Here is a 12,071-nt window from a genome sequence, read left to right as displayed (position 1 = left end):
TTTTTTTGTTCTAAATTTAGTAAAATATACTTTTGATTACGTTTTTAGGAAATAAAGTAGCTAATTCTAAAATGTAAAGGACAAAAAAAATTTCAATAATATCAACTATATAACATATACCATTAGGGCTATAAGAAAAAATAAATGTTAATATTGCAGGATAGAAAAAAACAAAAATAACTTTAAATGGAAGTTTCATAAGATGTCTTTTTTCAGCAAACACATTGGATGTTAAATGTTTTTTTGTTAGCAATTTACAATTAATGAGTAGTTTAGATAAAACACATAAAATATTTTTATTGGCAGATCAACTCTCCAAGGGAGGTGCAGAACGTTCTGCAGCATTTTTATCTAAATATCTTGCGAGTAAAAACATTGTTGTTAAAATCATGGTTAATAATGATGAAATAGAATATGAATATGCAGGAGAGGTTTTAAATCTTGGAAAAATCAGGGCCAATAATACAAATTATTTCAATAAGTTCAGGCGGCTATATATCTTTTATAAATTTATTAAATCTAATAGGTTTGATTATATAATTGATTTTAGAATGAAACGTTTTGATTATCAGGAGTTTTTGTTTGCCGTTTTATTGTTTAAATCAAAGCTTATTGTTACAATACACAGTTATATGATTTCGTACTATTTTCCTCAAAATAAATTTTTGGCGAAAAGGATTTATAAAAAAGCATACAAAATTGTAACGGTCGCAACAAAAATTAATTCAAAGATTATTTCTGATTATAATTATGATTCAACTCAAATTCAAACCATTTATAATCCGATTGATTTAGAGTATATTACAATTTGGTCTAATGTGCCGTTGGAAATTGAGTATGACTATATTATTGGCATTGGAAGCATGGGGCATGCTAATGTAAAACAATTTGATAAATTAATCGAAAGTTATCTTAATTCAATATTGCCAGAAAGAGGCATTAAACTAATGATTCTTGGTGATGGAGTCCTAAAAAAAAAATTGGAAGCAAAAGTCGAAAAGTTAAATAGGAGTAATGATGTTGTTTTTACAGGATTTGTAGACAATCCCTATAAATTTATGAAAAATGCTAAATTCATGGTGTTGGCTAGTAAATTCGAAGGATTTCCCATGGTTCTTATTGAAACGTTAGCCTGTGGTACCCCAGTAGTTGCTTTTGATTGTTTTTCGGGGCCAAGCGAGATAATTTCTCAAGGGAAAAACGGGCTTTTAGTTGAAAATCAGAATTTTGAAAAACTAACAGAAGCAATAAATACAATGGTTTCAGATAAAGAATTGTATCATGTTTGCCAGCAAAATTCTAAAAACAGTGTTGCCCAATTTTCATTAGAAGCGATAGGTAAAGAGTGGTTAAATCTTATGGGGTTAAATATTTAAAAGCGTGCATAATTCATTTACAGAACATGACTTAGAGATTGTAATTGCTACAATGAAAAGAGATAATCTGGATTTTTTAATTCCAATGTTTCCTTTTTGTCATTTTTCTAATTTTTCAATTTTGATTATTAATCAAACGGATGATGAATATTTGCTGACTTCTGAATTTCCAACTGTAAGAGTCATTAATTCAAACGAAATTGGATTGTCAAAAAGTAGAAATCTAGGATTAAAGAATGTTACAGGTAAAATTATTTTGATTGCAGATGATGATGTGGTTTTTTTTGAAAATTTTCAAGAAAATATAATAATAGAATATAATCAAAACCAAGATTTTTCGGCAATTTGCTTTCAAACCATAACTAAAAAAGGTCACTTATACAGCAAATACCCGAAAGAGAGAAAAAAGTTAAATAGTAAGGAATTAAGGAAGGTTTTGTCTATAGAATTGACTTTTAAAATTGAAGATGTAAAAAAGGAAAATTGTCTCTTTAATGAGTTTTTTGGTTTAGGGGGCAAATTTCAAGATTCAGAAACATTTTTCTTTCTAAAAAGGATGGTACATAATGGATGTAAAGTAATTTTTATTCCTCTGCCAATAGTAATTCATGAAGCCTTTTCTTCGAGTGATGATGCAAGCTCAGATCGGGTAATATATGCAAGAATGGCGGGTTATTGTAAAAGTCATGGAATTTTTGCTTATTTCTTTCTGTTTAAGTATATGTTCTTTTTGCTACGAAAATATAATTTATCTGTACCTGAAATGAAGAAAAAGTTTGGAATTGGCTTATCCGGAATATATGATTATAAATTAATTTTAAATAAAAATTTAGATTCACGCTATGAATAAATCTCCTTTTACTGAACTTATAAATATTCCCAAAATAGAAGACCGTAGAGGGAATCTTTCTGTTATTGAAAATGATATTATTCCTTTTGAAATCAAAAGGGTTTATTATTTATATGATGTTCCAAGTGGTGCCGAAAGAGGAGGTCATGCTCATAAAGAACAATTAGAATTCCTCATTGCTTTAAGCGGTAGTTTTGATGTAATTTTAAATGATGGGAATGAGCAAAAAAAAATTACTTTAAACCGACCAAACGTTGGGCTATTGATTTCAACGGGGATATGGAGAGAATTACAAAATTTCTCTTCGGGTTCGGTTTGTTTGGTTCTGGCTTCTGCCGTTTTTGAAGAGGAGGATTATATTAGGGATTTTAATGAATTTGTATCATTTAAAAACGGAATTTCCTAATCCTACATTTGCAAGTACAGTTTTTAAAGCAATTAAAGGTTTAAGTAGAATCGAAGGAAGAGTTAGTAAAAATCTTTTTTTAAAGCTTAAATTAGATAAATCTATATTCCTATAAAATTTTCTATAACTATTTTCATCTTGTAGCAGTTTTGCTTTTATCGCTAGTGAAAAACGATTTAAATCAAGAAATTTTTTTAAATCAGGATTTGTTTTTTCTAGCAAAGCATATTTTGAAAAATCAATTGATTGTAAAGATGTTTTGTAGTTTTTAGAGAGACTTTTTTCATCAAGTACATATCGAGCGAGAACTTTCCAAGAAAATAAAATAGGATAAATTAATCCAACTCTAATCCATAAATCAGTGTCTTCACCACTCTTTAGTTTTGTGTCAAATACACCTGTTTTTTTGAAAATGCTTTTATGAAAAACACTAGAAGAAGAGCTCAATACAGTTCTTTTTCTACTTGCCTTAAAATAATTTACAATTTCATGGTCGGCAGTTTTTTCTATAGAATACTCGGATTGCAATATTCTTTTCGAAGTTTCCATTTCGATAGCCACAGTAAATGCTTTTATTTTTGGAAAGGCATTAATATTATTGTACATTTCTTTTAGATAATCCGGATACCAATAATCATCTGCGTCTAAAAAAGCAATATATTTTGATTTTGCTTTATCTATGCCAAAATTTCTTGCTGAAGAAACCCCTCCATTTTTAATATTAAAAATTTGAATTCTAGGATCTTTAAATTGCAATACTTTTTCTTCACTTTTGTCAGTTGATGCATCATTTATAATGATAATTTCATAGTCAACGAAGGTTTGCAATAGGACACTCTTTAATGTATCAGATATAAATTTTTCTTTGTTATATAAAGGAATGACAATAGAAAAGTAGGGCATAAGCTTTATTTTAAAGTGCACATATAACCCAATCGATAAACATCAAATAAAACCAAATTAGGGTTTTGCGTTAAAATTCTATTTTTAAGAATTGGTTCCGAAATTTTAAAAAAAACAGTTACAATTGGTATTAAGTGATAACGTTTTATTTTATTATAACTTTTAATCAACGGACTTATTTTTTCGATTTGTTCACAATTGACAAGAAATTTTTTTCTACTTTCTACTGCCTTTAGGCTTTTTTTAAAGTATATTTCGTTCGTTTCTAATCCTAAGTGGTAGATAGGGTTTTCGATATGAAGCACTTTTATTTTTTTTATAAAAAGTTGGTATGAAAAATAAATATCCATACCATAAAAGTTTTTATCTTCTTTAAAACTAGTTTCTAAAAAAGTTTTCTTTTGAATTAAAAAATTACCTGAAAAAATAAATTGGTATGGATTAATATTACGTTCTAATGCCGATTTCTCTTCTCTTTTTCTTCCGTATTTGTATCTAAATTCACTGTTTAAATCAGGATTGATTTTCTGATACTGGTACCCTCCGAAAATAACATTATAGTTCGAATTAAATTCAGAAATATAATTTTTTACGAAGTCTTGATGGACCGGAATTACATCCGCATCCAAAAATAGTAACCAATCGTATGCAGCCGTATTAACTAATTTGTTTCTTGTTGTTGTACGCCCAACATTTTTATCACTTTTTAAAAAGTGACAATTTTGAAATTCATTTATTTTATTGTTTTCATTGTCGAAATAAATAGAACCATCATCCTGAACCAAAATCTCAAAATTAATTCCAGTTGCTACACATTGTTTGTGCAATTCCAATACAAGAGGAAAAGCGTTGTAGTTGTAGACAGGAATTAAAATAGAAAGCATTATACGGTTCGTTGTACCACTTCAAAAATGCGTTCGTCTTCGCATTTTAAAGTTTTTGATGGGTATTTCATTAATAAAGCGTAATCGTGTGTAACCATGATTACGGTTTTACCATTGGCATTAATTTTTCGTAAAACTTCCATTACCTCGGCGCTGGTTTGTGGGTCTAAATTTCCAGTTGGTTCATCGGCCAAAATAAATTCGGGGTCGTTTAAGATGGCTCGGGCAATGGCAACTCTTTGTTGCTCGCCTCCAGATAGTTGGTGCGGCATTTTATTGGTATGCGCTTTCATTCCTACTTTATCAAGAACTTCGTCTATTTTTTGTTCCATTTCGGCCTTTACAGTCCAACCAGTAGCTTTTAAAACAAACAACATGTTGTCCTTGATACTTCTATCAGGAAGCAATTTAAAATCTTGGAATACGATACCAATTTTACGTCTCAAATACGGAATGTCACTTTCTTTAAGTGTGGCCAAATCAAATTCAACAATATGGCCTTCTCCTTGAGTTAAAGGTAAATCGGCATATAATGTTTTCATGAAACTACTTTTTCCTGAACCCGTTTTACCAATAATGTAAATAAATTCACCATGATGAACATCTAAATTAATGTGTGATAAAACTTCTCTTCCTTCTTGAAATATAGTGACATCTTTTAAAGACAGTACGGTTTGCGACATAATGGTATTGATTTGAATGGTAAAAGTACTAAGTTAATGATTGTATTCAAAATAAATTTAAATTGTTTTAAAAAGAAAAAAAGCTACAAAAAATTGTGTTTTTTATAAGATATGAAAAAGAACTAATTAGGGTAAAAAGCACCCAAATTTGGCAAATGTTTAAAATTTTGTTCATAATAAAAACTCAAAAAGTTCCGTTATTAGGCATAGAAATTGATACATTTGATTACTAAACAAAAAAAACAATGCGAAATCTGTCTACGTTTATTGTGTTGCCTACTCTGGTAGTTTCGGGAGTAGTTTCGGCACAAAAATCTACCATTTATACTTACGAACTTAAAAATTTTGATAAAGCACTTTATTTATACAACGACCATCAATACAAATCGGCACAATTGCTTTTTGAAAGTGTCAAAGGCAAAGAAGTTTCCGAAGAAATAAAAGCGGATTGCGCCTATTATATAGCAAACTGTGCCATCAGAAACAATGAGCCTAATGCTGATGTTTTGATGGAGCGTTTTGTAAACGATTATCCAACGAGTACAAAACAAAATCAAGCTTATATTGAGGTAGCTCATTATTATTTTGACCAAGCCAATTATCCTAAAGCGTTGCAATGGTTTGATAAAGTTGATGAAGGATATCTTTCGCAATCGGATTTGGACAAATACAATTTTCAAAAAGGCTATAGTTATTTTAACGCCAAACGAAAAAAAGAAGCAACCACTTATTTTAATAAGGTTTTAAACTCGAAAGAATACGGTTCACAAGCCAAGTATTATTTAGGTTTTATGGCCTACGAAGGGGATGATTACAAGGAAGCTACCAAATATTTTGATGAAGTTTCGGGAGAAGAAAAGTACAAAGAAAAATTATCGTACTACCAAGCCGACATGAATTTTAAGTTAGGTAATTTTCAAAAAGCAATTGATTTAGGAAACCAAGCTATGCCAAAATCGAATGCCTTAGAACAATCGGAACTTAATAAGATTATTGGAGAAAGTTACTTTAATTTAAAAAAATACGACCAAGCCATTCCGTTTTTGGTAAAATACAAAGGAAAAAAAGGAAAATGGAACAACACTGATTATTATCAATTGGGTTATGCGTATTATCAGCAAAAAGACTATGAAAATGCCATTTCGCAATTCAATAAAATTATTGAAGGGAATGATTTTGTAGCCCAAAATGCCTATTACCACTTGGGTCAAAGTTATTTAAACACTGATAAAAAACAACAAGCTTTAAATGCTTTTAAAAATGCATCCGAAATGCCTTTTGATGCAGCGATTCAGGAAGATGCGAGTTTGAATTATGCTAAATTAAGTTATGATATCGGAAATTCGTATCAAACGGTTCCGGCAGTTTTATTGGATTTTTTAAATAAATATCCCAACAACGCGAGTAAAGCTGAAGTCGAAAAATTGCTAATAGACTCTTATATTTCGACTAAAAATTACTCGGAAGCTTTGGTTTTATTAGAGAAAAACAAATCGGCTGAAAATAAATTAGCCTATCAAAAAGTATTATTTTATAGAGGCTTAGAGCTGTATTCGCAAGGAAGTTATGACGAGGCTTTAAACATGTTTAAAAAATCAATAAGCGAAAATAAAAGTCAGGAATTTACAGCACGCGCTACCTATTGGAAAGCAGAGTCTGAATATACTACGAATAAATTCCAAGAGGCATTGTTGAGTTACAAACAATTTCAAACCATGGCCAACGCCAAAGAAACGGTCGAATTTAAAAACAGCAATTACCAAATTGCCTATGCGTATTTTAAATTAAAAGAATACGATTCGGCGGCAAAATCGTTTCAGTTGCAAATTGATCAAGCCAAAGAAGATAAAATGCGATTGACCGATTCGTATATGCGTTTGGGCGACTGTCAGTTTGTTTTAACCAAGTATTGGCCGGCTATGGATGCGTATAACAAAGCCATCGAACTAAAAAGTGTTGATTCCGATTATGCCTTTTTTCAAAAAGCAATTAGTTACGGATTTGTTGGTAAAAACGATAAAAAAATTGAAGAGTTAAACACTTTTGTTCAAAACTATAAAAAATCGCAATACCGTGATGATGCGCTGTATGAGTTAGGTAATACCTATGTTGCCGATCAAAAAGAAGCTTTAGGTATTAAGGCCTACGATCAATTGATTTCAGAATACAAAGGCGGTTCTTTTACAGCAAAAGCCATTTTAAAAGAAGGATTGATTTATTATAATTCGGACAGAAACGACCAAGCTTTAGTGAAATTTAAAAAAGTAGCTGCCGATTATCCTAAAACCCCCGAAGCTTTAGAAGCTGTAGCCACAGCACGATTAATTTATGTAGATAACGGAAAAATTGATGAATATGCGACTTGGGTTCGTACATTGGATTTTGTTGATGTAACCAATGCCGATTTAGAAAACGATACTTTTGAAGCTGCTTCGAAACAATTTGATCAAAATAATACCAAGCAAGCTATTGCGGGTTACAGTAATTACATTTCGAAATTTCCTAATGGCATGCATGCATTGGAATCTAATTTCAAACTAGGGCAGTTGTTATTTGATGAAGGTTCAACGACCAAAGCCATTCCGAATTACGAATACGTAATCAATCAATCGCGAAGCGAATACACAGAACAATCTTTATCGCGATTGTCATCGATTTATTTGAAAGAGAAAAATACTGATAAAGCCATTCCGGTTTTATTGCGTTTGGAAAATGAGGCTGAGTTTCCTCAAAATAAAACCTATGCACAATCTAATTTGATGAAATTGTATTACGATAAAAAGGATTATGCCAATGCGGTAAATTATGCGGATAAAGTTTTAGCAAATCCTAAAACCGATGAAACCATTAAAAGTGATGCGCAAATTATAGTGGCAAGAGCCGCAATGCAAACCGGAAATGAAGATAAAGCAAAAGAAGCCTATGCCAAATTAGCTACAACTTCAAAAGGGGAGTTAGCTGCCGAGTCGTTGTATTACGATGCTTATTTTAAAAATAAAGAATCCAAATTTGAAGCGTCTAACGAGGCTATTCAAAAATTAGCTAAAAATTATTCAGGATATAAATATTTTGGAGCAAAAGGATTGGTTGTAATGGCTAAAAACTTTTACGGTTTAAAAGATAGTTACCAAGCAACGTATATTTTGGATAACGTAATTCAGAATTTTAAAGATTATCCAGATGTGGTTTCGGAAGCTCAAAATGAACTTGCTCGTATCAAAGCAGAAGAAGCCAAAACAAATTCGTCAATTGTAAAATAAAAACATTCCGAACACAAAAAAGAATGTTTCAATAAATAGATAAGAATGATTTCGATTCAAAATAAAATTAGTATTGCTTTATTACTTGTTGTACACTTTGGTTTTGCTCAGGAAAAGGACAAAACAATTGGTTCGCAAACAGTAAATGTAGTAAAGCCCTACACACCCACTATTTCGGATGCCTACAAAATAAAAGACAATCCTCCTTTGGAAGACGAAGGAAATAAAGCCAAAGAAACCATTAATTACAACATTTTTTCATTTCCAGTAGCTTCTACTTTTACACCATCTAAAGGTAAAGCAGAAGGAGTTGAAAAAGCCAAACGCGAACGTACTTTTGGTAATTATGCTACTTTGGGTGTTGGAAATTACGGTACTTTAATTGGCGAATTATTTGTTACGCAAGATTTAGGAAATAACGATTATGTAGCAGGAATGTTTCGTCATCATTCTTCGCAAGGCGGAATTAAAGAGGTTGAATTGAATGATGAATTTTACGATACTTCATTAAATCTGGCTTACGGAATGAACGATCGTTATATGTCCTGGAATGTTGAAGCCGGTTATCAAAATCAAATTTATAATTGGTATGGTTTACCAGAGGGTTTTGGCTCGACTTTATCTTTAGATGATAGAGAAATGCTGCTTGAAAGTATTTCGCCAAAACACGTGTATAATACGATAACTTTAGGTGGAAATATAGCATTTTCGGAAAGCGTTTTTGAAAAAGTAAACGTTAATTATACCCGATTTATGGATGGTTTTGATTCGGCCGAAAACCGCTTTTATGTCAAGCCTTCTTTTAAAGTGAACATCATGGATTTTGATATTAAAACCGATGTAATTGTGGATTATGTGGGTGGCAATTTTAAAAACAACTACCAACAAACAAATGTTACCGATATTAAATACGGTTTTACCAACTTTGGAATCGTGCCTAGTTTTGTTTTAAATGAAGACGATTGGACTTTAAAATTGGGTGCCGGATTGTTTTACAGTATGGATAACGAAGGTTCTAGAAATAAATTCTTTGTGTATCCTCAGGTAAATGCGTCGTACAAAATCGTAAATGATTTGATGATATTTTATGCTGGGGCACAAGGGACTTTAAACCAAAATTCGTATGCTAATTTAGTAAGTCAAAATCCGTTTTTATCTCCCACTTTATTAATTGAGCCGACCAGTAATTTATACGATGCTTTTGTTGGCTTAAAAGGTAAATTGGCTAATAATATCAGTTATAACATTAGCGGTTCGTATCTTTCTGAAAACAATAAAGCTTTGTTTAAAAGTAATAATTTTACCGAAAATAGCGCAAATCAAGACTATGCTTTTGGAAATTCTTTTGGGGTAGTGTATGATGATATTAGTACGACCCGTTTTTATGCGGAATTAAAAGCCGATTTTTCGGAGAATGTTACTTTCGGAATTAACGGTACTTTTAACAGTTATAAAACCGATGAGCAGCAAGAAGCCTGGAATTTACCCACTATGCAATTGAGTTCGACTCTTGATGTACAAATTACTCCAAAATGGTTTGCCGGATTTAATATCTTTTATGTAGGCGAGCGTAAAGATTTACAAATTAATTCTGATTTGGCCACTTTTATTAATTATGCACCGATTACTTTAGAAAGTTATTTTGATGCCAACGCACATGTAGGCTACAAACATAGCGAAAGACTTACGGCTTTTTTACGTTTTAACAATATCGCCAACCAGAATTATGAAAAATGGTTGAATTATCCGGTTCAAGGATTTCAGGTAGTTGTGGGAGCAAATTATAAATTTGATTTTTAACAGCACTTTATATCAGAAAGGGATGTAAAGATTTTAAAAATTCACATAAAAAGAGCGCAAAGATTTAGAAGTAAAATTCAAAATCTTTGCGCTCTTAGCTGTTAAAAGGGTGTTGTTTTATTCTGTGAAAGGAATTGCCACTCTAAATTTATCCCAACCCATATTCAAAATAATGCCATTGGTACCTTTTGTAAAAACCATAGAAAAAGCTTCTAATTTTTCATCACCTTGAGACAAAGGAACATTTAAACGTGCTACATCATTTTTTTCGTTGTAGGTATAAGCTCCCCAAACATTCAAATCTTTGCTAATGATAACCGTGCACGAATTGTCTTTTTCGGCCAAAGTAAACAAGGTATAAGTCCCCGCTTTTAATTTGGTGTTTCCTAATTTTACATCTTTGTAAAAAGTAATTTCGCATGCTTCGTTAGCACCTGTACGCCAAACTTTTCCTTGCGGAATTAATTCTGTCAAACTACGACCATTTAATTGCGGACGGCTGTAAATTATTCTTGCTATTTTGTTTGCATCTTTATAATCATTAGGATAAGACGCCATGTCCATTGGGCTCTTGTCTAAGTTTGGGAATTTTTGTGCTTGTACATTCGAAGATAAAAGCATGGTAATTCCAAAAGCAACAGAAGTAATAAATGTAGTTGTTTTCATAGTATAATTAAATTAATTAAAAAGCTAAAATTATTGATTGCATTACTAAAAAAAGATAAATACGTGTTAAATTTTGTTTTCACTAAAATGATTTTGATTTAAATAAATAACCGCAAAGTTCGCAAAGAAATACGCAAAGGTTCACAAAGCTTTGTAATCCCAATGGTTAATTATAAAAGTTGATATTTTTTCTTTGCGCTCATTGCGGTTAAATGTAGTCAGTTGAAAATCTGTGTATGAATATTAATTGACAGCCGCTGCGTCAGTTGTGGTTTTGTTATTGCGGCGCGCCAGCATATCCGAGTAATATTTTCGGGTGGTGTTTAGTAAGTTCAAAGAGCGGTTGTATTGCTCCGAATCCAACGCTTTGGAAAGACTCAAAACATAATTCGATAAATCAGTATAGACTTTAGTAATTTCCTGACGAAGCAATTTTACATCATACACTTCCTTGTTGGCTTTTTCCTGAGTACGCTCAGAAAATAGTAGCTTAAATTGGTCGTTGGCAATTTTGATACGTTCTACAAAAGAGGTCATGGTCAAAGTAGTTAGATGCTCACTGTATTTTTGAGTTTCCAATTCTATCAGCAGATTATCGATGCCGTTGGTTTCTTCTACAAAATTCCAGTTTTGAATGCCTTTATAATTAGTAAACAAATTAAAAAGGCTAGTGTACGCTTCCAACTCAGCCGTATTATCCGAAAGTTCAAAAACGTTAAGGATGCGTAACAAAGCCGTAATGGCGTTATCTCTTTGCTTATCGGCTTCAACAATTTTGGCAGTGGCATCGCTTTTGGTAATCTGAAGTTGTGATTTATCATAATCGGCAGACTTGGCAGCTAGCATGTTGATATAATTTACGAATACCTCGTCGGTGATGTTAAGTCCGGCTGAATTTGCAAGTTCGTCACAAGTGCTTTTTAAGAGTTGCCCGAATTCTAGGTTTGATAAACGCGCTAGATTTAAGCGTTCTAGTTTTTTCATAATTATTTATTTATGGTTAATAGTTAAGGATTAAATGTAGTAAAAAAGCTATAAAAAATGTAATAGATTGATTATTTGGAGTGTTTTTTTTAAAAACAGTGCTGTAGTAAGTCTGTCAACCGAGTATTTAAGGTAATCTTGGTTCTTTTCAGGCTAGATACTTGGTATCTGAGGCAAACTGATTTCTTTTCATACTAGATACTCGGTATCTGAAGCAAATGGAATTCATTTAATACTAAATACTCAGTATCTGAGACAA

Annotated in this window: 10 protein-coding genes; 5 read left to right on the top strand and 5 right to left on the bottom strand. The window is 31.7% G+C overall.

The window, feature by feature from the left end; translation table 11 throughout:
• Positions 1-263: 263 nt before the first annotated feature.
• From I5M07_RS02810 to I5M07_RS02800, 3 genes are read left to right on the top strand one after another with little or no spacing between them, the layout of a single operon-like run.
• Positions 264-1,376, top strand: a complete 1,113-nt coding sequence (locus I5M07_RS02810; protein WP_200104669.1) for a glycosyltransferase — start codon at positions 264-266, stop codon at positions 1,374-1,376.
• Between the two features lie 52 nt (positions 1,377-1,428).
• Complete coding sequence (locus I5M07_RS02805; RefSeq protein ID WP_200104668.1) at positions 1,429-2,226, top strand: glycosyltransferase family 2 protein; 798 nt, start codon at positions 1,429-1,431, stop codon at positions 2,224-2,226.
• The gene (locus tag I5M07_RS02800; RefSeq protein ID WP_200104667.1) at positions 2,219-2,632 is read left to right on the top strand and encodes a sugar 3,4-ketoisomerase; all 414 of its coding nucleotides are present in this window, start codon (positions 2,219-2,221) and stop codon (positions 2,630-2,632) included. The genes I5M07_RS02805 and I5M07_RS02800 overlap by 8 nt, the downstream gene beginning before the upstream one ends.
• Here I5M07_RS02800 and I5M07_RS02795 read toward each other — a convergent pair.
• The 3 genes from I5M07_RS02795 to I5M07_RS02785 are packed head-to-tail and all read right to left on the bottom strand — an operon-like array spanning position 2,609 to position 5,102.
• Positions 2,609-3,535 carry a glycosyltransferase family 2 protein gene (locus I5M07_RS02795; protein WP_200104666.1) on the bottom strand — a complete coding sequence of 309 codons (927 nt, stop codon included), beginning with the start codon at positions 3,533-3,535 and terminating at the stop codon, positions 2,609-2,611. The genes I5M07_RS02800 and I5M07_RS02795 overlap by 24 nt on opposite strands.
• 5 nt (positions 3,536-3,540) lie before the next feature.
• On the bottom strand, positions 3,541-4,419 hold the full coding sequence (locus I5M07_RS02790; RefSeq protein ID WP_200104665.1) for a glycosyltransferase family 2 protein: 879 nt from the start codon (positions 4,417-4,419) through the stop codon (positions 3,541-3,543).
• A complete protein-coding gene (locus I5M07_RS02785; protein WP_200104664.1) occupies positions 4,419-5,102 on the bottom strand; it encodes a cell division ATP-binding protein FtsE in 684 nt (227 codons plus the stop codon). The genes I5M07_RS02790 and I5M07_RS02785 overlap by 1 nt, the downstream gene beginning before the upstream one ends.
• A gap of 245 nt (positions 5,103-5,347) precedes the next feature.
• Between I5M07_RS02785 and I5M07_RS02780 the strand changes: the two genes are divergently transcribed.
• Positions 5,348-8,362, top strand: coding sequence for a tetratricopeptide repeat protein (locus tag I5M07_RS02780; protein ID WP_200104663.1), 3,015 nt, complete (start codon positions 5,348-5,350; stop codon positions 8,360-8,362).
• A 45-nt stretch (positions 8,363-8,407) separates the two neighbouring features.
• The gene (locus I5M07_RS02775; RefSeq protein WP_200104662.1) at positions 8,408-10,162 is read left to right on the top strand and encodes a TonB-dependent receptor; all 1,755 of its coding nucleotides are present in this window, start codon (positions 8,408-8,410) and stop codon (positions 10,160-10,162) included.
• Positions 10,163-10,279: 117 nt separating this feature from the next.
• Here the strand turns inward: I5M07_RS02775 and I5M07_RS02770 are convergent, their stop codons facing one another.
• Together I5M07_RS02770 and I5M07_RS02765 are read right to left on the bottom strand one after the other, a co-directional pair.
• On the bottom strand, positions 10,280-10,828 hold the full coding sequence (locus tag I5M07_RS02770) for a DUF2911 domain-containing protein (protein WP_200104661.1): 549 nt from the start codon (positions 10,826-10,828) through the stop codon (positions 10,280-10,282).
• A gap of 243 nt (positions 10,829-11,071) precedes the next feature.
• Positions 11,072-11,812: a DUF6261 family protein gene (locus I5M07_RS02765; RefSeq protein ID WP_200104660.1), complete on the bottom strand. Its 741-nt coding sequence runs from the start codon at positions 11,810-11,812 to the stop codon at positions 11,072-11,074.
• Positions 11,813-12,071 lie beyond the last annotated feature (259 nt).

This window comes from Flavobacterium agrisoli (assembly GCF_016522065.1).
Taxonomy (GTDB): Bacteria; Bacteroidota; Bacteroidia; order Flavobacteriales; family Flavobacteriaceae; genus Flavobacterium; species Flavobacterium agrisoli.
This window is presented reverse-complemented; position numbering and strand designations above follow the sequence as displayed.

Coding starts and splice junctions, on each gene's coding strand:
- I5M07_RS02805 (WP_200104668.1), top strand. CDS start 1,429: ATGAAAAGAGATAATCTGGATTTTTTAATTCCAATGTTTCCTTTTTGT.
- I5M07_RS02770 (WP_200104661.1), bottom strand. CDS start 10,828: ATGAAAACAACTACATTTATTACTTCTGTTGCTTTTGGAATTACCATG.
- I5M07_RS02800 (WP_200104667.1), top strand. CDS start 2,219: ATGAATAAATCTCCTTTTACTGAACTTATAAATATTCCCAAAATAGAA.
- I5M07_RS02795 (WP_200104666.1), bottom strand. CDS start 3,535: ATGCCCTACTTTTCTATTGTCATTCCTTTATATAACAAAGAAAAATTT.
- I5M07_RS02810 (WP_200104669.1), top strand. CDS start 264: ATGAGTAGTTTAGATAAAACACATAAAATATTTTTATTGGCAGATCAA.
- I5M07_RS02775 (WP_200104662.1), top strand. CDS start 8,408: ATGATTTCGATTCAAAATAAAATTAGTATTGCTTTATTACTTGTTGTA.
- I5M07_RS02790 (WP_200104665.1), bottom strand. CDS start 4,419: ATGCTTTCTATTTTAATTCCTGTCTACAACTACAACGCTTTTCCTCTT.
- I5M07_RS02765 (WP_200104660.1), bottom strand. CDS start 11,812: ATGAAAAAACTAGAACGCTTAAATCTAGCGCGTTTATCAAACCTAGAA.
- I5M07_RS02785 (WP_200104664.1), bottom strand. CDS start 5,102: ATGTCGCAAACCGTACTGTCTTTAAAAGATGTCACTATATTTCAAGAA.
- I5M07_RS02780 (WP_200104663.1), top strand. CDS start 5,348: ATGCGAAATCTGTCTACGTTTATTGTGTTGCCTACTCTGGTAGTTTCG.